The 19,000-nt window shown below is 40.8% G+C and carries 23 protein-coding genes; 6 read left to right on the top strand and 17 right to left on the bottom strand.

The annotated features are described in order from the left end of the window. Nucleotides 1-36: 36 nt before the first annotated feature. From K1F36_RS13930 to K1F36_RS13910, 5 genes are all read right to left on the bottom strand, one after another. On the bottom strand, nucleotides 37-594 hold the full coding sequence (locus tag K1F36_RS13930) for a collagen-like triple helix repeat-containing protein (RefSeq protein WP_220114376.1): 558 nt from the start codon (nucleotides 592-594) through the stop codon (nucleotides 37-39). 52 nt (nucleotides 595-646) lie between these two features. Further along, nucleotides 647-796 carry a hypothetical protein gene (locus tag K1F36_RS13925; RefSeq protein ID WP_220114375.1) on the bottom strand — a complete coding sequence of 50 codons (150 nt, stop codon included), beginning with the start codon at nucleotides 794-796 and terminating at the stop codon, nucleotides 647-649. Between the two features lie 167 nt (nucleotides 797-963). Continuing rightward, nucleotides 964-3,789: a hybrid sensor histidine kinase/response regulator transcription factor gene (locus K1F36_RS13920; RefSeq protein ID WP_220114374.1), complete on the bottom strand. Its 2,826-nt coding sequence runs from the start codon at nucleotides 3,787-3,789 to the stop codon at nucleotides 964-966. 151 nt (nucleotides 3,790-3,940) lie between these two features. Beyond that, nucleotides 3,941-4,525 carry a GDYXXLXY domain-containing protein gene (locus K1F36_RS13915; RefSeq protein WP_220114373.1) on the bottom strand — a complete coding sequence of 195 codons (585 nt, stop codon included), beginning with the start codon at nucleotides 4,523-4,525 and terminating at the stop codon, nucleotides 3,941-3,943. Further along, nucleotides 4,518-5,801 carry a DUF2157 domain-containing protein gene (locus K1F36_RS13910; protein ID WP_220114372.1) on the bottom strand — a complete coding sequence of 428 codons (1,284 nt, stop codon included), beginning with the start codon at nucleotides 5,799-5,801 and terminating at the stop codon, nucleotides 4,518-4,520. The genes K1F36_RS13915 and K1F36_RS13910 overlap by 8 nt, the downstream gene beginning before the upstream one ends. Nucleotides 5,802-6,055: 254 nt before the next feature. On the opposite strand from K1F36_RS13910, the gene K1F36_RS13905 reads away from it, so the two are divergent. Beyond that, nucleotides 6,056-6,385, top strand: a complete 330-nt coding sequence (locus K1F36_RS13905; protein ID WP_220114371.1) for a hypothetical protein — start codon at nucleotides 6,056-6,058, stop codon at nucleotides 6,383-6,385. Nucleotides 6,386-6,389: 4 nt separating this feature from the next. Here K1F36_RS13905 and K1F36_RS13900 read toward each other — a convergent pair whose 3' ends face one another. Further along, nucleotides 6,390-7,331, bottom strand: coding sequence for an NAD-dependent epimerase/dehydratase family protein (locus K1F36_RS13900; RefSeq protein ID WP_220114370.1), 942 nt, complete (start codon nucleotides 7,329-7,331; stop codon nucleotides 6,390-6,392). Between the two features lie 64 nt (nucleotides 7,332-7,395). Between K1F36_RS13900 and K1F36_RS13895 the strand changes: the two genes are divergently transcribed. Further along, nucleotides 7,396-7,893 carry a hypothetical protein gene (locus K1F36_RS13895; RefSeq protein WP_220114369.1) on the top strand — a complete coding sequence of 166 codons (498 nt, stop codon included), beginning with the start codon at nucleotides 7,396-7,398 and terminating at the stop codon, nucleotides 7,891-7,893. Next, on the top strand, nucleotides 7,883-8,383 hold the full coding sequence (locus K1F36_RS13890) for a nuclear transport factor 2 family protein (protein ID WP_220114368.1): 501 nt from the start codon (nucleotides 7,883-7,885) through the stop codon (nucleotides 8,381-8,383). Before K1F36_RS13895 ends, K1F36_RS13890 begins: the two co-directional genes overlap by 11 nt. 1 nt (nucleotide 8,384) lies before the next feature. On the opposite strand, the gene K1F36_RS13885 is transcribed toward K1F36_RS13890, so the two are convergent. The 3 genes from K1F36_RS13885 to K1F36_RS13875 all read right to left on the bottom strand — a co-directional run bounded on the left by K1F36_RS13885 (nucleotide 8,385) and on the right by K1F36_RS13875 (nucleotide 12,247). Then, nucleotides 8,385-9,095: a hypothetical protein gene (locus K1F36_RS13885; RefSeq protein WP_220114367.1), complete on the bottom strand. Its 711-nt coding sequence runs from the start codon at nucleotides 9,093-9,095 to the stop codon at nucleotides 8,385-8,387. 82 nt (nucleotides 9,096-9,177) lie between these two features. Beyond that, nucleotides 9,178-9,984 (bottom strand): SDR family oxidoreductase, encoded by an 807-nt coding sequence (locus tag K1F36_RS13880; RefSeq protein WP_220114366.1) that lies wholly within the window; start codon nucleotides 9,982-9,984, stop codon nucleotides 9,178-9,180. Continuing rightward, nucleotides 9,977-12,247 (bottom strand): M28 family peptidase, encoded by a 2,271-nt coding sequence (locus K1F36_RS13875; protein WP_220114365.1) that lies wholly within the window; start codon nucleotides 12,245-12,247, stop codon nucleotides 9,977-9,979. The genes K1F36_RS13880 and K1F36_RS13875 overlap by 8 nt, the downstream gene beginning before the upstream one ends. Before the next feature lie 122 nt (nucleotides 12,248-12,369). Here K1F36_RS13875 and K1F36_RS13870 point away from each other — a divergent pair, with 122 nt between their 5' ends. Further along, nucleotides 12,370-12,840: a CBS domain-containing protein gene (locus K1F36_RS13870; RefSeq protein ID WP_108245353.1), complete on the top strand. Its 471-nt coding sequence runs from the start codon at nucleotides 12,370-12,372 to the stop codon at nucleotides 12,838-12,840. Here the strand turns inward: K1F36_RS13870 and K1F36_RS13865 are convergent, their stop codons facing one another. From K1F36_RS13865 to K1F36_RS13850, 4 genes are read right to left on the bottom strand one after another with little or no spacing between them, the layout of a single operon-like run. Continuing rightward, nucleotides 12,841-13,194 carry a hypothetical protein gene (locus K1F36_RS13865; RefSeq protein WP_220114364.1) on the bottom strand — a complete coding sequence of 118 codons (354 nt, stop codon included), beginning with the start codon at nucleotides 13,192-13,194 and terminating at the stop codon, nucleotides 12,841-12,843. 9 nt (nucleotides 13,195-13,203) lie between these two features. Beyond that, nucleotides 13,204-13,776, bottom strand: a complete 573-nt coding sequence (locus tag K1F36_RS13860) for a pentapeptide repeat-containing protein (protein ID WP_220114363.1) — start codon at nucleotides 13,774-13,776, stop codon at nucleotides 13,204-13,206. Between the two features lie 17 nt (nucleotides 13,777-13,793). Continuing rightward, nucleotides 13,794-14,285, bottom strand: a complete 492-nt coding sequence (locus K1F36_RS13855; RefSeq protein ID WP_220114362.1) for a DUF6265 family protein — start codon at nucleotides 14,283-14,285, stop codon at nucleotides 13,794-13,796. A gap of 36 nt (nucleotides 14,286-14,321) precedes the next feature. Continuing rightward, the gene (locus tag K1F36_RS13850) at nucleotides 14,322-15,020 is read right to left on the bottom strand and encodes an SIMPL domain-containing protein (protein WP_220114361.1); all 699 of its coding nucleotides are present in this window, start codon (nucleotides 15,018-15,020) and stop codon (nucleotides 14,322-14,324) included. A gap of 125 nt (nucleotides 15,021-15,145) precedes the next feature. Between K1F36_RS13850 and K1F36_RS13845 the strand changes: the two genes are divergently transcribed. Next, entirely contained in the window at nucleotides 15,146-16,282 is a 1,137-nt protein-coding gene (locus tag K1F36_RS13845) for a glycerate kinase (RefSeq protein WP_220114360.1), read from the top strand. Here K1F36_RS13845 and K1F36_RS13840 read toward each other — a convergent pair. The 4 genes from K1F36_RS13840 to K1F36_RS13825 all read right to left on the bottom strand — a co-directional run bounded on the left by K1F36_RS13840 (nucleotide 16,279) and on the right by K1F36_RS13825 (nucleotide 18,441). Further along, the gene (locus tag K1F36_RS13840; protein WP_220114359.1) at nucleotides 16,279-16,881 is read right to left on the bottom strand and encodes a GNAT family N-acetyltransferase; all 603 of its coding nucleotides are present in this window, start codon (nucleotides 16,879-16,881) and stop codon (nucleotides 16,279-16,281) included. The genes K1F36_RS13845 and K1F36_RS13840 overlap by 4 nt on opposite strands. A gap of 109 nt (nucleotides 16,882-16,990) precedes the next feature. Next, nucleotides 16,991-17,461, bottom strand: coding sequence for a hypothetical protein (locus K1F36_RS13835; protein WP_220114358.1), 471 nt, complete (start codon nucleotides 17,459-17,461; stop codon nucleotides 16,991-16,993). Between the two features lie 49 nt (nucleotides 17,462-17,510). Continuing rightward, nucleotides 17,511-18,005 carry a Dps family protein gene (locus K1F36_RS13830; RefSeq protein WP_220114357.1) on the bottom strand — a complete coding sequence of 165 codons (495 nt, stop codon included), beginning with the start codon at nucleotides 18,003-18,005 and terminating at the stop codon, nucleotides 17,511-17,513. A 211-nt stretch (nucleotides 18,006-18,216) separates the two neighbouring features. Further along, entirely contained in the window at nucleotides 18,217-18,441 is a 225-nt protein-coding gene (locus tag K1F36_RS13825) for a hypothetical protein (RefSeq protein WP_220114356.1), read from the bottom strand. Nucleotides 18,442-18,640: 199 nt separating this feature from the next. Here K1F36_RS13825 and K1F36_RS13820 point away from each other — a divergent pair, with 199 nt between their 5' ends. After that, nucleotides 18,641-18,967, top strand: a complete 327-nt coding sequence (locus K1F36_RS13820; protein ID WP_220114355.1) for a single-stranded DNA-binding protein — start codon at nucleotides 18,641-18,643, stop codon at nucleotides 18,965-18,967. Nucleotides 18,968-19,000 lie beyond the last annotated feature (33 nt).

Genomic DNA, 19,000 nt, shown 5'->3' with positions numbered 1-19,000 from the left:
TATAAAAAGTATTGTAGTTTTCGTTCACGGTAATTGCTAATAAGAAAGACCAAAGTGGTCCATTACTTCATAGTAGGTCATTTTATTAAAGTTTATGGTCTGCCCGTCTTTCATGGTAGTACTGCTATCGGGTATAATCACATATCTAAAATCCGTGAATACACCAAAGGAGGTGAGGGAGTTATCAACTGATCGGGCGATAAAGATGATTTCGCCCAAAGTTTCGGGCAATACAAAGTAATAGGTTTGGTCGTTGAAGACTACGGGAATAGGAACAACGTAAACGCCATCACGCCCATATACCAGAACGGTTCCAGAATTTAAAATATCGCTGGTAAATACCTCATCCTCAATATAGAACTGGGTATAGCTTACAATATCATTCGAAAATTGTTCCGGTATCCATTCAGAGGCGATTACATTGGCATTTCCATTTTCTCCAGGTTCACCTTGGGGTCCAGTTGGCCCTTGTTCACCTTGTGCTCCTTGAGGCCCTGTCGGACCTTGCTCACCATCTTCTGCGGAACAGCCGATGAATAAAGTGGTCAAGAAAATAGCAAGCGTAGTCTTAATATATAAGTTTGAGGTTTTCATTTTTAAGGTTGTATTTAATTGTACTGTTAAAAACTTACGTTTTACTGGGGAATCATTCTTTGGAGAAATGTGTGTTCTTGATAATTTTGTTTTGGTTCATGATTTTTAGTAGGTATTTCCCTTTTTTTAGTTTGTTGACGTTTAGATAGATTTCAAAACGGGGAACTTCATCCAGTATCCCTTCATATCTCTTTTTCTTCATGTTGATATGAAGTTTTTTTTTAGTTATTGGTAAGGTGGAATACGTTTGTGACTTACACTGCCAACCTTGGAATCAAACTTAATGGTATTAGGGACAGATGGCTATGAATTATGTATCAAAGCCTGTGAAATATGTAACATAACTACGGTTTTCCGATCGGGAAGAATTTAAAAAGTCTTGTTCTTACTGAATTCAGAAGGGGAGAGGCCATAGGTTTCCCGAAAGCATTTTGTAAAATAGGAATGATCGTTAAAACCTACTTGATATCCTATTTCTGAGATGTTGACATCACTTTCCTGTAAAAGTTTGGCTGCCAGTTTTAGCCGCTGGCCCCGGATAAACTCCGATGTGGTCTGACCGGTGAGTGCCTTTAGCTTGCGATGAAGTTGCATTCTGCTCATGCCAATGGCAACGGAGAAGGCCTCCGCGTTAAAATTGGACGAGACCAATTGTTCGTCCAAAATGGTTTGTAGGGATTCCAAGAACCGTTGGTCATACGAACCAATCGAAATGTCCTTTGGGGTTAATATTACCTCTTGGCTAAAGCGTTTTTGTAATTGTTTACGGCTCTCCAAAAGATTTTGGACCGTTTGCTTCAAAACTTTGTTGTTAAATGGCTTGGTCAGATAACTATCGGCTCCAATCTCCAATCCTTGCAATCGGTTTTCATCACCTGTCTTGGCAGTGAGCATTATAATGGGTATATGGGATGTAGTATCGTTGGTCTTACAATTTTTGGTAAGTTTCAGACCATCTTCCTTTGGCATCATTAAATCTGTGATGATTAGATCGGGCACCTGCTTTAGTGCCTTTTGAAATCCGACATCGCCATTTTCGGCGGTAATTACATGGTATTTGTTATGCAAAATGGAAGAAATATACGTGCGTATATCTTCATTGTCATCCACAATTAATATAATGTCCTTGGCCTCATTGTGTTCTACAGAAACACTTTCATTGTTATGGCTATCAATGATTTCGCTCTCTTGGTATGGAGTTTGGTAAGTGGTAGGTTCCGAATGCATGTCTTTCTCGTTTATTGAAAAGGCATTTTCATGAACGGGGACCTCAATATAAAAAGTGATACTATCGGCATCGTTTTTTACGTGTATTTTGCCCTTGTGCAGTTCCACCAGCTCTTTGGTAAGTGCCAGACCAATACCTGTTCCCGGCTCATTTTCGTGGCTTCGGTGGAAACGGTCGAAAATGTTATTGAGCATTTCTTTGGAAAGTGAAATGCCGGTGTTTTTTACAGATAACGAAAGGTTGCCATCCCCAATGTTTGCACTTACATGGATTTCGGCCTTTTCGGGACTGTATTTTAGTGCATTGCCCAAAAGGTTCACCACTATTTTTTGAAGCACATCGGCATCGTACCAGTATAGATGTTCTTCAATGGAAATCTGAATGTTGAGCAGCTGTGATTTTTTGTTGGTCTGGAACACAAACGATTCAGCAATGGATTTTAGAAACTGGGACAACAGCCCTCGGCCAACCTGTAATTTGTAAAAACTGGATTCGAGTTTGGACAGGTCGAGCAATTGGTCCACCAATGTGGTCAGCCGTTCGGCATTTTTTTTGGCAATGGTCAAATTTTGTTTGTCTTCCTCACTAAGACGGGTGTTTTCTAGTTGCTGTTCCACCGGGCCCTTTATCAAGGACAATGGCGTGCGCAGCTCATGGGAAATGTTGGCGAAAAAATTTGATTTGGCGGTGTCCAGTTCCATTAAGCGTTTATTGGTCTTTTGACGGTTGCGGTAGAGCAAAAATAACGAGAGGGCGACCAATGAGATAAGCACAATTCCTCCCAAAAGAATATTTTGCTGATTTTTTTTACGCTCCTCGGCCAGGTCATTCTGAGACTTTAGCAAAGCGATTTCCTGCTCCTTTTTTTGGGTTTGGTATTTGGCTTCCAGATCCAATGCAAGACTTTTTTGTTTTCGGGCATCCAAAGAATCTTGATGCACCAAGGTTTGGCTATAGAACTCGGTAGCTTTTTCAAAATCCCCCGTTTTTCTATAAGACTCGGCAAGTGAGCTTGTAATTCCCAATAGAATGCCGCTATGGCCCGCATCGGAATCTTGGAAATAATCATATGCCTTTTCCAAATATGGGATGGCTTCTCGGTGTCTGTTGATTCTTTGAAGGAAACCTGCATGGACCCGATAGGCATTTGCGATTTCTTCGGGGTTTCCCGCCTGTGTCAATAGGTCGAGTCTTTTCTTGTAATAAAATTCGGCTTGCTCGTAGTTGTTGAGGTCCGTCTCAATAATACCAAGGGACCAATAGATGTCCGCCACCCGTTTACTGGAGCCCATACGTTCAAAATAGGCCAAACTTTTTTTAAAGTAAGGGATAGCTTTTTCATATTCCCGTCGTTGCCCATAAATATTGCCCAGCATTATATAACCGAAATGTTCTTCTTCAGGATTTCCGATTTCCGAAGCCATTTTTTGGGCACTGCGGAAATAACGCTCTGCTTTCCCAACATAGGATGTGTCCTGTACGCTGTAGGTTCGCAACAATACCTTTCCCAGATTGAACAGTGCATTTACCACATGTGGGTTTTTTTCACCATAGCGCTCGGAAATGGAATCTATTTTTTGATAGTGGTCTATGGCATCAATGTCTTCGAACTTTGAATAATGGACATTGCCAAGTGAAAGCAAGGCGCTTGTCATTACCTCTGGTAGTTTATTGGCACTCGCCAAGTTCATTGCTTGCTTTGCATAATGGGTTGTGGAATCGTAATCGCCCTTCCTGAAGTATAGATGTGAGATTTTGCTCTTTGCCTTTCCCAAAAGCAGATGGGAACCTTCTCTTTTTGCGATTTCAAGATTTTGAAATGCAAGGTGGAGCGCATCATCATATTTTGATGATTCGGATAAGGAATCTATTTGTGTTTGATTGGATAAAAACCCATCAGGTACATTTTGACCAAATGATGAAAACCAAATTGACGTAAGAATAAAAACTAAGCCTCTTTTAATCATGATATCAATTTTATCATCAACCTGACAGGACAAGTTAACCAAAATTCCACTTTACCCTCCGTTCCCATGTTAATTTGCCAAATAACGGAGGTTTTCATCAACAAGGCAACCAAAGGGTTTTTTAAGAGCCTAATTCTTGCCGATACCAATTTTAGCGCGGGTCTTTACTCTGTTCCTTTATGACTATTTCCCTAATCGGAATATCATCTATCAACACATCTTTTAGCACGGCATCCCCGTTTTTAATGGAAACCAGGGCGTATGTGGTTTTGGTTGTGTCAATCTGTGATTTTTGATAGGTGGCTTCGGCATCGTACGCCTTGGATTCCTCCATATAAAATCTGTTAAACGGGTAATCGATTGATACCTTGTTTTCTCCGTTTCTGGACACAAACCATGCCTTGGCCTCTACAAAATCCTGTTGGCCGTTGGGCGCCTGTTTGGAAATGGAATCTATTTTTGCAAACCCGGATTTGTTCGTGCCAAGAAGGATATACACTTTTTCACCACGGGACCAGTCCTTTTCATCCGGTACTGTAAAGGTGTTTTCTTCAAATGTCAATGTAATGTATTTCCCCCTAAAAGGATCGTTAGGGTCGACCGGGACAGTCTTGAATTTGTATTCGCTGCCTTCCTCCAGTATGCTTTCTTGGTTCCAAATCATTTTGGCGGGAACATAGAGCTGAGCTAGTGCCACTATGGCAAAAATGAGTATTTGTTTGTTCCTGCTAGTCATTTTCCTGTCTTTTTTTAATCATTCTATAATTGACAAAATAGAATCCCACACCAACAGATATAAATAGCAATCCACGGATTACAAAACTTAGGTCGGTATCAAAAAACCTGCAAACAATCAATGCAGCTATAATAAGAAGACCGTAGTTGAGAATACCCAAATGGTTCTGTTTGGAACCAGCTCTAATTGTTAGGATTCCAATGGCGAAAACCAAAAGATTTATCAAGAATACCGCCGCTATGGATGAAAATGTTCCCATAAAGAAAATAGGTATAAACAATAGGAAAGCAACCGAAAAAGGAGATATACCTTTAATCGATGACGATTTTAACCGTTCATACAAAAACATCATGGCCAATACGGATAAAATGACGGTAATGATGAATTCTGGAGCAACAATAATTTCATTCAGGAACATTTCTTTTTTAATGAGATGCTCCCAAAACTCATTAAAACTTAAAATCAATAGAATCACAACGGTCCCCACGCTTCCCAATAGGGTAAAGGCATTTTTTGTGGTCTTATCCGGGAGGAATTTACTTGTTCCAAAAAGATAGAACAGGCCGAACAAAGATGCGTATGCCAAGAACATGAGTTCGTCCATTTGTTTGGAAAAAGTACCCAGAACCACAGTAAGGGACAAGGCGACAAACCAATTATGAAAGCGTAGAAAGTTGCTGTTGGGACTTTTCTTTAGTAAAAGATAATAGTGTGGAACAATAGCGGCAATCATCAGCCAATAAACATAAGGTATCTCAGTGGGGTAGTCCCAATATCCGGTTTCGCTTGCGAAATAGGTTGTTCCAATAATGTAGAGCAAAGAAACCATTGAGGATTTCATTACATAAACAAGGGGCAACATCAAGAGCATCCAGGTCAGTAGATATGAGCTTAAATTTCCGGGAATATTATATATCTGACTGATCAACGCGATGCTGGCGCCAACGGCAAAGAACAGAAAAACCGCTGAGCCTTCTTTCCAAGCAATATTTTGATGCTTTTTTAGTAGGGTGAACGAGCATAAAGCTTGCCCGATTAATAAAGGAAGAAATGCCGCCCCTGTTTTTAGCCCACGGGACAGTTCATCCCAGTTATGCGCAATGATTAGAATCGTCCCCAGACCGACCAAAATTGCCCCCAAAATGCCAAAAACCACAAAAAGCTTGTTGGTGGATGGGTCTTTCTTGTTTTTGTAGTAAGATTCGATTCTTGTCGAGGTATCCTTGGAGATTACCCCGGCACTTTCAAGTTCTTGCAGGTCGTTGAGAATGCTCATGGTCCTCGTTTTGTAGGTTAAGCCTTGAATTAGATTAGGTTAAGATACATAATTATTGTAAAGTCGGTAGAATGACTTAATCTTTCCTCTCAGTTGTTTTTCTGTATTCTTTCCCTTTTTTTAATACCAACTTCAGGTTAACATCATTTTTGGTCGATAAAATCGCCCCAATTTTGAAATGCAAAGATTTTTTTTATAATTTTTCCATACAATCACAATAGTTATATAACTTAGGATAAGTAACCAACAACACCATGGACAACCTCAAACGCGTAATTGTAGACTATAAAAAACTCACCTCCGAGGTACTCAAGCTTTTGGTGGAAAAATATCCTGATGGATATGGGGATGATGATGTAATTAACTTCAAGAATATAAAGGGAGAATATATAGAGGCTGTGGAAGTATCTACCGAGGATACCAAATATCTGGTAAAGATCAGCTCAAAACTGGAACGTTCCATGGCCGACTTTGATGAGGATGATAGCGATGAGGAAAACTTTGATTCCGAGGATTATGATAAAATCCCTGAGGAAGACGAGGACTTTTCAGATTCAGATTCTGATTCCGGTGAAGAGGAGTAGTCGCCTAACCCTTCAGATTTTCTAACATCTCCTTTGTGGTCTGGTCCAAATTGAATCTAGGTTCCCAGCCCCACTCATTTCTTGCCTCTGTATCATCAATGCTACTGGGCCAAGAATCAGCAATTTCCTGTCTAAAATCAGGGGTGTAGCTTATTTTGAAGTTTGGAATGTGCCCAACAATGCTTTCGGCCATTTTTTCAGGGGTAAAGTTCATACCGGCCAGATTATAGGAAGATCTTACTTTTATTTGCTCTGATGGACTCTCCATTAAATCAATAGTTGCTCTAATGGCATCGTCCATATACATCATGGGAAGTTCTGTATCACTCTTTAAAAAGCACTCATATGAACCTTTTTTAAGTGCTTCATGATAAATCTCAACGGCATAATCGGTAGTGCCACCACCAGGCATCGTTTTCCAGCTTATCAACCCTGGGTAGCGGACACTTCTAACATCCACGCCATATTTTTTATGATAGTATTCGCACCACCTTTCCCCCGATTGCTTACTTATGCCGTACACCGTACTTGGTTCCATGATTGTACTCTGCGGAGTATTGGTTTTAGGGGTGTTTGGTCCAAACACAGCTATGCTGGAAGGCCAGAATACTTTGGAAATCTTTTTGTCCTTTGCCAAATTCAGGACATTGAAAAGGGAATTCATGTTCAGGTTCCATGCACGCATTGGGAATTTTTCTGCCGTGGCGCTGAGCATGGCAGCCATTAAGTAAACTTCATCAATCTCATAATGCATCACCACATCTTCAATTGCGGCATAGTTGGTGGCGTCCAATAGTTCAAAAGGTCCTGACTGCATCAAGGCGTCTCCGCCTTCGCGAATGTCACTTGCAATTACATTATCAGCACCGTACTTGCTTCTAAGTTCAAAGGTGAGTTCCGTTCCTATTTGGCCACAGGCGCCAATGATCAATATGGGCTTATGCATTAAAAATGAAGTTAATTTAGTTCGAGGTCAAAGATACCCTTTATTAAAATTTGTACATTCGCTTATGCAAAAATTGTTAGGTATTCTTGTTCTGATAGTACTTCTAAACGCCTGTAAAAAGGTTGAAGAAGCCCCTGTTGAGGTGAACACAGAGGAGTTGGAGTTCAACTATCAAAAAATGCCCGAAAAAGTTGAAATCAATCCCGCAGCTGCTGCTATAGTAGCTGATTGGCAACAGTTCAAAGATTTGAACAGTAGTATCGATGTGCTTTATAAAGCAACCAACAATGAAGATTTGGCACTTGCTATTGACGATTTAATAGAAAAGGAGAAGAAACTGGAAGCGGGCCAATACCCAGAACTTTTCGATTCGTTTCAAGTGAAGAGCAGACAAATGGTGATGCGCACTTTTCTCTACAAGGCCAAGACCAGCATTATGGAAAATCAACCGACCACAGAGCCCACTATAAAGGTGTTGGAGGCATACAATTCCATACGTAAGCAGTTGAATGTGATCATGAACAGCCAATTGGATAAAAAACTGATTCTAGATGAAACATAAGATTCTTGTCTTGGTGCTTTTAACGGTATCAGCGACCCTATTTGCTCAGAATACGGAGGAGGATAAAATCAATGATGTGCTGGATGGTTGGCACCTTGCTGCGGCGAACGCTGATTTTGAGGCCTATTTTGATAAAATGACCGAGGACGGTGTGTTCTTGGGAACCGATGCCATGGAAAACTGGCAGAACGATGAATTCAGGGTATTCTCCAAACCCTATTTTGATAAGGGCAAAGCATGGAGCTTTACGGCGGTACAGCGAAATATTTATGTAGGCGAGTCTGCCGATTTTGCCTGGTTCGACGAATTGTTGGATACCCAAATGAAAATTTGCAGAGGTTCCGGAGTACTTAAAAAAATAAATGGGCAATGGAAGATTGCCCATTATGTATTGTCAATAGCGGTACCCAACGATAATGTGGCCGAGCTGGTCCAAATCAAGGAAGAAAAGGATAATGCCCTACTCCAAGAACTAAAAAAGAAGCAGTAGCTTAATTTTTAGTCCCTTCCGAACCTTCGGCAGCTTGTTGCTTTCTCGATTCCAAAGCTTGCTTGCTCAAACTTGCCAAATTAAAATTCGGGGCTATTTTCAGTGCTTCATCAATAGAAGCAATAGCGGCATCGATATTCTCTTTGTTCTGGTTAAAATCGGCCAATCCCTTCAAATGGTAGAAAGCCGCTTTTAGAGGAACTTCATAGGGTTGTTGCCTTTCATAAAAGGCATACTTCATTTCATCCGTTGCATTGGCAATACCATATTCGATATTTTTAACGGCTCCATCCATATCTCCAGTTTGAATTTTAAGATCGGCCATTTCATAAGCCAAGTAAGGAGATGGGTTTCTGGAATTCAACTCCTCAAAATGTTCCAAAGCTCTTTTGGGCTGGTTCAAGGACTTGAGTGAAAAAGCCTTTACCTGTACCGCCAAATCCGAATCATCAGCATTCTTTTCAATGCCTATAGTGTTCAAGGCTTGCATGTGTTTGCCATTGTTCATGTAAACAAAGGCCAAAGTATCCCTTCTCTCTTTGGATGGAGAAATCACGTTAAGGTGCGTCAATGCACTGATTACACCATTTATATCACCCTGAAGGCGCATTTCTTTGTAGTAGGCATTATAGTGCTTTAGAAGTGCATCGTTTGTTTGGGAAATACCTGTAAAGCCCACAAATAGGAGCAGCAAGAGTACAGACTTTTTCATTGATCTTCAATTTAGTGCGCCAAATCTAACAAATTAATCCCAACCCACCTGTTAAGAATTCGATAAGTAAAAGGCTATGCCCCTAGGAGTCAATTGCAGTTTGAAAGGTGTGGCCTTTGCCCATAAAGTTCTTGCTCAGTACTATCTTCCCTTTTGTATCGGGTTCTTCGTCATATGCGGGAGCGGGCAAGCCTCTCTTTTGGGCTTCTTCAAAATAATATATTTGCTTTTTGGGGTGATGCGGATATACACCGTTAAAGAGTTCTCCCCAGTATCCTTGCTCTAGAATGGTAGCAATCATGTGAATGCAATCATGAAGGTGGATCAGGTTTATTGGATTGTTTCCGCCAGTCAGGTTCTCCCGACCGGAAAGCATTGTGATGGGATGCCTATTTGGACCAATCAATCCCCCAAATCTGATAATGGTAGTTTTGAATCCGTTTTCATTGTGAAATAAGCTTTCGCATTCCACCAATTGTCTACCCGATTCGGTTGCGGGCTGTGTAGGTGATTCTTCGGATACTTCGCCTTCGGAATCTCCGTAGACTGCCGTACTGCTCACAAAAATGAGATGGGATACATCACTCTTTTTGATTTCCGTGATGAGATGCTTGATTTTTTCAACATAGCTTTCGGTTTGTTTGCCGCGAAGTTTCGGCGGCACGTTGATGATCACTTTATCAAGATGGGAAAGGAAGCTTTGGATGTCGCCTTCAATTTCTTTTTCCGACAAACGAACCTTGAAGGGTTTGATTCCCTCGTTCTCCAAGGCAGAGAACTTATCGGATGATGTTGTGGTCCCGTGAACGTTGTATCCACCTTCAATTAATTTTTTCGCTAAGGGCAACCCTAGCCAACCGCAGCCCAAAACACCAATGTTTTTACTCAAATCGTAAAGTTTTAATCGTTAATATAGCATCATTTAGAACAAATGGCATGGGAATACTGTTTTTTGGACGTTCCGGAATACTGAAGTCAGGATGTGTCAAAAGGTCGTTGGATGCCTCATAAAGAGTAAGTTCCAGTACAGAATCCTTGGAAAACTCCAATTGTAGTTCCGTGAAATTGTTGTCTGTTATGTAGTGTGTGACCAATCTGTTTTTCCTGTTTTCCAAGAAATGGGAGGATAACTCAATCTGGTTTACTTTGGCTTTCCCCAATTTTATCGGGTTTGTAAAAATCTCCAAACGGTTTACGTCTCTTTGCGGGGTTATGCAGATTTCAATTACTCTGTTTTCACCAACGATGGTGTCCATTACCGTGTCAATGTACGGCACGGGTATTTCTTTTTTCGGAGCATCGGCAACATAATTCAAATTGGTGCGGTATTTACTGGAAATTGTCTCTGCTTCGGGTTGCTTTTTATCCTCTCCAAGAAATTGACCGTTCCAATCAATCAGAACATTGTCGTAAGTGGCCCATTGGGAAGTGTTTTTGTCTTCATTGTAAACATATAGCAAGCTGCTTGGTTTTGGTCTTTTCTCGTTAAAGTCGGATTGGATATGGCTTGTGATTCCAAATGCGAAGAAGAGAAACAAACAGAGATAGGCCAAACGCCCTTTACTTTTTAACTGGCCAAAAAATGGGAGTATTAGGAAGAACAACAGTGTTGTGAACAGCGTTGCGGCGACCATCATTTTTAAACCAAGACCAACGGGGAACATTTTAATGAATGGGGAGTAGATGAGTACTGCTGGCAATGCCAGAAATACCATAAGGAAAGCGTTTGGTTTTTCTTGATTGACGGTCACCAAGAGTCCTGCCAACAAACCAAATAGAGGAATTATAAAAAAGCTGGCTCCTTTAAGGTAGTGTGCCACCAATCCGCAAACGATAAGCCAAATAAAAATGGGAGCAACCAATAAATTGGGTGTGCTTGTTTTTCGATATTTGTGATAGGTATAAAAACACACGAACAACGAGAACATGACGTATACCACAATGTAGAGATGTCCATTGTAAGTGAATCCATGAAGCATATCCTTAAATCCGGGATACCACCATGTAATGATGGACCAACAGAAATATCCTGCAAGTCCGTTGACGAGCAAAGTGATGAGCACTGGAACAAAACCCTTGAAAACATCCTTGATATTGAGCTTTTTGTTTTTGAAACCAAAAAATAGCAGCAGTACAAACGCAAGAACTGCAAAACCGAACATAGGCCAGATCCATTCAAAAGGGTAGGAGACCATCTTGTAAAAAGGGAGATTATAGTATACTTCATCGCTCAAACTTTTTAGGTTATCCAAATCGGCATCACTAAAATGGGTGAGCAGGGGCATTAAGTAGCTGCCTTGGTGGGCAAGAGTGTTCCTGTCCAATCTTTCGTAGTTGTCCAATGCAGTATGGTAATCAAAATGGTCGTCGATAAATGCAAAATTGAAGCCTTCGATATCGCCGTCCTCCCTAAAAACAGTAAGGTCTGTATCGTTCGGGAGCATTTTGTAGATACTGTAGGCCAAGGAATTGGCCACGGGATATTTTGGATTGGCCTCTTTGAATTCTTTTATCAATTTGGCATTGCCCCTGTTGGTTTCGATGAGCATGTAACTGGGGCCACCGCTGCCCCGTGCCTCAAAATTAAGTACAAGGCCTACATCTTTGGCCCACGGGTGCTTGTTTACAAAAAGGTCCGCTCCGTTAAGCCCAAGTTCCTCTGCATCACTGATGAGGATAATGATGTCGTTTTTGGGCGTCCTGTTTTCGCTCAAAAAGGCGCGAACCCCTTCCAAAATAGTTGCTACGCCGCTCCCGGCGTCGCTTGCACCCAATGATGAATGTGGATTACTGTCGTAGTGAGACAGTAAAAGAAGTGCTTTTCCATCTCCACTTCCTTCTATTCTTGCAAGAATATTGGTTGCCTTGCTCAAGTTGCCCCAATCTCCGGCAGTATACCCATCCTGAATAGTGGTTTTCAAACCTAATTTGTTCAATTCGGAAATGATATAGTCTTTGACACGTTCGTGCCCAGGAAAACCAACGGCATGGGGTTCCATGGACAATTGTTTTACATGCTCCAGCGCCCTGTCTGTGGAAAAGGCTTTCAGCTCAACATCTTGGTCGGGGCTGTAGGAAGGCATCAAGGATTTAAAGCTCCAGTATACGGCAAAAAGAAGGAGTAATAGGGCAAGGGTTCGGGAAAATTTCATGGCTTAGCGTTGTTGGTGATTAAATGTATGAAATTCTAAAAAGTTCTCATATTTTGACGCCAAAAATTAGGTTATTCGCTAAAAAAGTCTATATTTATTATTCAACTTTAAAATCTAACCATATGGCAATCAAAAGTTTTCAAGGCGTACGATGCAAAGAGGAGGCCAAGAAGAAATACAATGCCCCAATTTTGGTGGAGGATTACATGACCAAAAAATTGATCACCTTTTCTCCGGACCAGTCCATTTTGGAAGTGATGGAGACTTTTGCCAAACACCATATTTCTGGTGGGCCCGTTGTGGACAACAATGGTTTTTTGGTAGGGATTGTTTCGGAAGCCGACTGTATGAAACAGATATCCGAGAGCAGGTATTTTAATCAACCTATTTTGGACAAGAGTGTGGAGCGGTTTATGACCAAGAATGTTGAGACCATTCCCCACGATATGTCCATTTTTGATGCGGCTGGTGTTTTTGATAGGCACAATAGACGTAGGTTGCCTGTGATGAAGAACGATATTTTGGTAGGTCAGATCAGCCGAAAAGATATTGTGGTTGCGGCCCTCAAGCTTACTTCCCATAGTTGGAAATAATCATTCCCTTTTTACGATCATAAAATAGTCATTGTCGAGGGGTAGATAGCCCAAATCGTAGACAAAAAAATAGGTGCTGCCTTTTTTGGTGGTATATAGGTTGGTGAGGTATTCAAAATCGAAACCTTTGTCCAGCAACCGCATTTTGGTGGTCTTGGTTTTGCCGTCCTTGAGAGGGAAACTGTCAAGAACTCTGTAATTCTTGCGAAGTTTGTTGTTGATGTTTCGAACAAGGTTTTTGCTGTCTCTGTTCAGTAGGTTATTGTATGCGTTTCTACAATGGTCGGAACAGTACTTTTGGTCGATACGGCCCAAGAGTTTTTCGCCACAGACCAAGCATTTTCTTTCAGGCATAGGATAAGATTAGGTCACCACAATATCATACTTTTTTAATAAACCGATTAGACCGCCCTCACTGAAACGGGTTTTATTTATGTGATTGATGGATGGGTCGATGTTGAAATTAACGGCCGAGGTAAAATCGGCCTGTTCTAAATGGGTGCCGTCGAAAAGAGCATTTTCAAAATCACATTCTGGGAACTTAGCTTGTATCAGATTACTGTCTGTAAAGTCGGTTTGATGGAACTTGCACCCATCAAAAATGATACGTGGCAAATCCATTCCATGAAAAGATGCCACCGAAAGATTACATCCGCTAAAACGTAGTGATAATAAAAGTTGATTGCAAGTTTCAAACTGAACCCCCACCATTTTACAGTCCTTAAAAATTACATCGTTAAAAGTAGTATTGGCGATATTGGTATTGGTAAGGTCGCATCCTTCAAAAGTGCACTCCACAAAATTTTGGTTGTCCAAGTACCCCTTGGAGAACAGGCAGTCCACAAAACGGCAATTTTCGTAATCGCCCTTGGGCAATTTTTGCTTAGTATAATCCCGTTTTGTGAACTTCTGATCTGTCCAAAAGTTTGCCGACATGGTCTTCACTTATTTTGTTACTTCATTCGGTTGTATGCAAAAAGAACTTCTCCGGTATTTCCGTTTTCCTCGATAAGGACCCAAACATTGATTTGGTCTTCGCTTATTTTTTCCATGGTAAGTCCCTCAAAATATACCTTGTTGGGTTCAAGTTTCACCAGTTTAAAGTCGATGGTCTGGTCTTTTTCTTCCCAACCCCTCATGTTTCCATCAAAATGTTTAAGCTGTAGTATAATGGAATCGTCCAATTGTTGAATGTGTCCTGACTCATAGAAGGATACTTTGTCATCGTTTACCAATCGGAACACGAACATCATGGAGTTGCCCAAAGGTGCACTCCAGATTTCTTCAGCAATTCCACCGAAGGCTTCACCGGTCCAATGGCCTTCTATCCATGCGACTTCCTCTAAATTTGCCTTGGGGGATGATTCTCCTTCGGAAAGTTGAAGCGTTTCCTGGGCAGAAACGATTCCTGCGCAAAACAGCAAAATAAGTACGATTGATTTCATGGGTTGGTCGGTTTTTGATTGATGAAACCCTATCCATTAATTGGACAGGGCGAATTTTACGTTTACTGTGGTCTCCACTCGTATTTTTTCAAAATCGATGTCCAAAGGTTGTGCGTTGCCCATGTCGGCGGAAACAGCTTTCATTTCCATCATCGGAGCTTGGTTGTATCGTGGGTAGTATTGCGAATTGTCGGCAATGTGAATGGCCATTCCCACTTTTTGACCCAACGGTTTTGTTAAGGCTTCCGCTTTTTGCAACGCTTTTTTTACGGCCTTTGTTCGTAGTTCGAGTTCCAGTTCTTCCATTTTGGAGTACTCGGTTTTTTCAATGCTTGTGTTGGCAATGTCCAATTGTTCCAAGGCAACCATTACTTCGCCCAGTTCTTTTCCAGAATAAACCACTAGGGAATATTGCTTGCTTTTGAGCACCTCTTTTTGGCGCAGGAAATATTTTTTAAAGTTACTTCCCATATCCTTGATGACCAGTTGCTCATCCAAATCAATGCCCATGGCCTTAAAGCGCTGTGCCATTTGGTTTTCCTGTTCTTCTACGGAGACACGGCCTTTAGTGTCCTTTTCTTGAATAATAATGTTCAGATAGATTTTATCCGGGGTTACCAGCGTGTCCACTTGTGAAGAGGTTTCCAAATAGGGAGTGTCCAAAAAGTTTTTGGATTGGGCAAAGGTTGTCATAGTAATTAAAGCTGTTGCTACAAAAATTATAGTCTTTCTCATGATGTAATTTTATTAAAGATAAATACTTCCGCCTTATGTTCAAAACCTGTGCCGTTTTGGATTTTGCTCCCTTGTATTGATTCAAATCTTTGGATTAACTCGATAAACTTGAGTACATTGTAGGGATGAAATTTATTTTGGCACCCGATAAATATAAAGGCTCGCTCACAGGACGCGAATTTTGTAAAACCGTTGCTCAAGGTATCGATAAAGTTTTCCCAAAATCGGAAATTTTGAAGATGCCTTTGGCCGATGGTGGAGATGGCACCATTGATGTTGTGGCGGATTATCTCAAAGCATCAAAGGTGAGCGTAAAGGTCAATGATCCTCTTTTTAGGGAGATTACAACACAATATCTGCTGTCGGAGGATGGGCAAACGGCTTTTATCGAAATGTCCGAAGCATCCGGTTATAAGTTGCTGCAAAAAACCGAAATGGATTGTATGCAAACCACTACCTTGGGCACCGGTGAGATGATTTTGGACGCTTTGGAGCGTGGTGTCCAAACCATATTGTTGGGGATTGGAGGCAGTGCAACCAATGATGGTGGCATGGGGATGGCTAAAGCGTTGGGCTATCAATTTTTTGATACCCATGGAAATGAATTGAAACCGATTGGGAAAAATTTGAGCCAGGTGAAGGAAATCAGTCAAAACAATATCCATCCAAAGCTGGCCGAAGTTAAAATTCAAGTGGCGTGCGATGTGAACAATCCTTTTTATGGGGAAAGCGGTGCGGCCAAAATTTATGGCGCCCAAAAAGGTGCTTCTGAGGAGGATATCGAGTTTTTGGATGGAGGGTTAAAAATTTTTTCCGAAATTCTTAAAGCATCATTCGACATTGATGTCCAAAATATTCCAGGTTCTGGAGCTGCCGGCGGTGTTGGTGGGGGAGCGGTAGTTTTCTTGAATGCCGAACTGGTTTCTGGTGTTGATTTGATTATGCAGCTAGCCAATTTTGATGAAGCGTTGCAAGGAGCGGATTGGGTGATTACGGGCGAAGGACAATTGGACGGACAGACTTTTTCTGGAAAAACCATTAGCGGGATTATAAAATCAGCAAAAAAAAGAAACGTTCCCGTTGCCGCCTTTTGCGGGTCTGTTGATGTTGACATTAACGAGATGCAAGAAATGGGATTGGACTATGCAGTATCCATTCTTAATCAAATTGGGAATTTGGACGATGCCAAAGCAAACACGGTGGCGAACTTAAAATTGGCCAGTTACAATTTTGCCAACTTGGTGAAGCTGAGCAAAGGTTAACCCAAGTAACTCCTCGTCATTTTAAATTCCAACGAAGTTTTTACGGTTTTCCATTCGCTGTCCAAAATGGAGAATACAACGGTATCCCTTAAATTGCCGTGTTCATCTACCCGGTGGTTTCTTAAAATACCATCCTGTTTGGCACCCAACCTCAAAATGGCATTTCTGGAAGGATGGTTGTGGAAGTGCGTTCTAAATTCGACCGCAATACAGTTTAAGTTTTCAAACGCATATTTTAGCAAAATGTACTTGCATTCGGTATTGATTCCTGTTCGCTGGACTTTTTTGGAGTACCAAGTAGCACCTATTTCCACGCGTTTGTTCTTGGCGTCCACATTAAGGTAGCGGGTGGTCCCTACAATAGTGTTTGTTTTTTTGTTGATGATGGCAAAGGGCAATGCTTTTCCCGAAGCCTGTTCGGATAACGCAGTCTCAATATAGGTATCTATGGTTTTTGGCGAGGGAACGGCTGTGTACCACAACTCCCAAAGTTTCCCATCAGATGCGGCAAAGGCCAAATCCACTTTGTGCGTTTTTTGCAGGGGAACTAATTTTACCAATTCTCCTTCCAATTGAATAGGGCGCAGCCAAGAATCCATAGGTTGAAATTAAAGTTCAAATATAAGTTTTAATCCATCGATTTGAGCAAAGAAAAAGCCAGGGAAAATCCCTGGCTCCATCATCAATCAAAAAACGAAATCATATCAACTATTCCGATTCAAATTCCTCAATTATAAAGAAACTTTTATCCTTCTTGTCAATGAGGTAATTGCTTTCCAACACATTGTAGTGCATGGATCTATCGTCAACGTTAATATCAAAACCGTTATCGGTCTGTACCACCTCAAAGTTGTTCCTTTCGGAACCTTTGTATTTTAGTACCATATAATCGTCATAGTTGGGGTCTGAGTCACTATCTATGGCTACCAATTTGGTGACATATGCGGATGATGGTTTCCTATCTTGGTTCACCATTCCTTTGTCCTTGCTGTCCAGTTCCATGGTATAGTTCCTTCGTTCCATCACCTTTACGCTATATTCCTTTTCCTTTCCATTTTCGGAAATGGTAAAGGTTTTTAGTTGCGTAGTGGCCTTCATGACCCCGGAATTTTTATTCTGACCATAACCTGCAAAAGCGGTTAGGGTTGCTAGTGATAGTATGGTAATCAACTTTTTCATAGTATAGTTTTTATAGTTAATAAATCAGTTCGCTGAATGTGTGCTTCAACTATTTGAGGTAAGCGGTGAACATCCAGTGTCTTTTCTCCAACGCTGTCATAAATTCCGTCAGCATATTCTCTGTGACCACATCACCTGTTTCAAGAGCGGCGTTTATGGCGTCCAACATGCTATCATGTAGAATTTCGTAGTCGTGCAAAACTTCCCTGACCATTTCTAGTGCGGAGATATTTTTTTCTTGTTCTTTTATTTTTGAGAGCTCCAGTGTTTTTTTAAGCGAAAAATTGCTTTTTACGCCAAATACACGGATTCTTTCCGCAACAATATCAATGTTTTCTTTAACTGTGTTGTATTCGTTCTCAAACTCTTCGTGCAGTTCAAAAAACTCTGGCCCTTCAATATTCCAATGGAAATTTCTCAGTTTATTATAAAAAACCTGATAGTTGGCCAAAAGGGTATTTAGGCTTACTACTATTTCAGCAGTTTCCAAATAAGTGAATCCTAGTTTTTTGAAAGTTTTATTTTTTGCTTTAACAGCTTCCATATAATAGATTTTTTTGATTTGTTTTCTATAAAATTACATACCAACACACGCGCGGATTGATTGAAATGATGTAAATATTGATGCAAAAGGTATGCGAGGATTCTTTTGGTGCTAAATTGGCCTGTGGCCACTATTGGGTAGGGGATAAGTAAGCTTTGGCTAGACGGATTACTAAAAATCGTCTTTGTTTGGTGCTTTAACGCAGTTGAGATCAGTCTGTTTCCTGATCGTCTATAATGAATCCTTTGCGCAATGAAAGGTATACGTCTGAAGAAATGTCAGTAACATATTCCTTCTCACCGTTGAAAACCTTCTGGGGTTCTTTGTTTACAGGGTCATGTTCCTGTACATAAATGGTATCCAATTTATCGTAAAGCATCTTGCCCAAACTAAATCTTTTGAGAACAATATATTTATTGATACTTCGGATTGCCATGGACTAAGTAGTTATTGGTTAATTAATAAGACACAGTTAACATTCTTAGGTCACTTTTAAATACGTGTAATTGTTTACATATGTTTACAAACGAAAGCAAACGATTACATGTCAAATAACACTTTCTAAAGCTTCTAAGTTTGCCTCGTCGAGCAATGAAGTTCGATGAGCACATGTTCAACTCTTAAATCTTATTACTATGAACTCACTTAGAAACAAAGTACAATTGATTGGAAACTTGGGAAACGACCCTGAAATCATCATTTTGGAAAATGGCACCAAATTGGCCAAATTTTCCATCGCAACAAATGAATCCTACAAAAATGCAAAGGGCGAAAAGATAACAGACACGCAATGGCACAATATTGTGGCGTGGGGCAAATTAGCTGAGATAACAGAGGATTTTTTATCAAAAGGAAAAGAAGTCATAATAGAAGGTAAGCTCATGAACCGGTCGTACGAGACCAACGAGGGTGAAAAAAGATATATCACCGAAATTAAATGTAACGAATTGTTGATGAAGTGATTTAAACTTTTTTTGGATCGAAAGATAGGGCTA

Source organism: Flagellimonas abyssi, from assembly GCF_019457905.1.
In the GTDB taxonomy this organism is placed as follows: domain Bacteria; phylum Bacteroidota; class Bacteroidia; order Flavobacteriales; family Flavobacteriaceae; genus Flagellimonas; species Flagellimonas abyssi.
This window is presented reverse-complemented; position numbering and strand designations above follow the sequence as displayed.

Coding starts and splice junctions, on each gene's coding strand:
- K1F36_RS13930 (WP_220114376.1), bottom strand. CDS start 594: ATGAAAACCTCAAACTTATATATTAAGACTACGCTTGCTATTTTCTTG.
- K1F36_RS13925 (WP_220114375.1), bottom strand. CDS start 796: ATGAAGAAAAAGAGATATGAAGGGATACTGGATGAAGTTCCCCGTTTT.
- K1F36_RS13920 (WP_220114374.1), bottom strand. CDS start 3,789: ATGATTAAAAGAGGCTTAGTTTTTATTCTTACGTCAATTTGGTTTTCA.
- K1F36_RS13915 (WP_220114373.1), bottom strand. CDS start 4,525: ATGACTAGCAGGAACAAACAAATACTCATTTTTGCCATAGTGGCACTA.
- K1F36_RS13910 (WP_220114372.1), bottom strand. CDS start 5,801: ATGAGCATTCTCAACGACCTGCAAGAACTTGAAAGTGCCGGGGTAATC.
- K1F36_RS13905 (WP_220114371.1), top strand. CDS start 6,056: ATGGACAACCTCAAACGCGTAATTGTAGACTATAAAAAACTCACCTCC.
- K1F36_RS13900 (WP_220114370.1), bottom strand. CDS start 7,331: ATGCATAAGCCCATATTGATCATTGGCGCCTGTGGCCAAATAGGAACG.
- K1F36_RS13895 (WP_220114369.1), top strand. CDS start 7,396: ATGCAAAAATTGTTAGGTATTCTTGTTCTGATAGTACTTCTAAACGCC.
- K1F36_RS13890 (WP_220114368.1), top strand. CDS start 7,883: ATGAAACATAAGATTCTTGTCTTGGTGCTTTTAACGGTATCAGCGACC.
- K1F36_RS13885 (WP_220114367.1), bottom strand. CDS start 9,095: ATGAAAAAGTCTGTACTCTTGCTGCTCCTATTTGTGGGCTTTACAGGT.
- K1F36_RS13875 (WP_220114365.1), bottom strand. CDS start 12,247: ATGAAATTTTCCCGAACCCTTGCCCTATTACTCCTTCTTTTTGCCGTA.
- K1F36_RS13870 (WP_108245353.1), top strand. CDS start 12,370: ATGGCAATCAAAAGTTTTCAAGGCGTACGATGCAAAGAGGAGGCCAAG.
- K1F36_RS13865 (WP_220114364.1), bottom strand. CDS start 13,194: ATGCCTGAAAGAAAATGCTTGGTCTGTGGCGAAAAACTCTTGGGCCGT.
- K1F36_RS13860 (WP_220114363.1), bottom strand. CDS start 13,776: ATGTCGGCAAACTTTTGGACAGATCAGAAGTTCACAAAACGGGATTAT.
- K1F36_RS13855 (WP_220114362.1), bottom strand. CDS start 14,285: ATGAAATCAATCGTACTTATTTTGCTGTTTTGCGCAGGAATCGTTTCT.
- K1F36_RS13850 (WP_220114361.1), bottom strand. CDS start 15,020: ATGAGAAAGACTATAATTTTTGTAGCAACAGCTTTAATTACTATGACA.
- K1F36_RS13845 (WP_220114360.1), top strand. CDS start 15,146: ATGAAATTTATTTTGGCACCCGATAAATATAAAGGCTCGCTCACAGGA.
- K1F36_RS13840 (WP_220114359.1), bottom strand. CDS start 16,881: ATGGATTCTTGGCTGCGCCCTATTCAATTGGAAGGAGAATTGGTAAAA.
- K1F36_RS13835 (WP_220114358.1), bottom strand. CDS start 17,461: ATGAAAAAGTTGATTACCATACTATCACTAGCAACCCTAACCGCTTTT.
- K1F36_RS13830 (WP_220114357.1), bottom strand. CDS start 18,005: ATGGAAGCTGTTAAAGCAAAAAATAAAACTTTCAAAAAACTAGGATTC.
- K1F36_RS13825 (WP_220114356.1), bottom strand. CDS start 18,441: ATGGCAATCCGAAGTATCAATAAATATATTGTTCTCAAAAGATTTAGT.
- K1F36_RS13820 (WP_220114355.1), top strand. CDS start 18,641: ATGAACTCACTTAGAAACAAAGTACAATTGATTGGAAACTTGGGAAAC.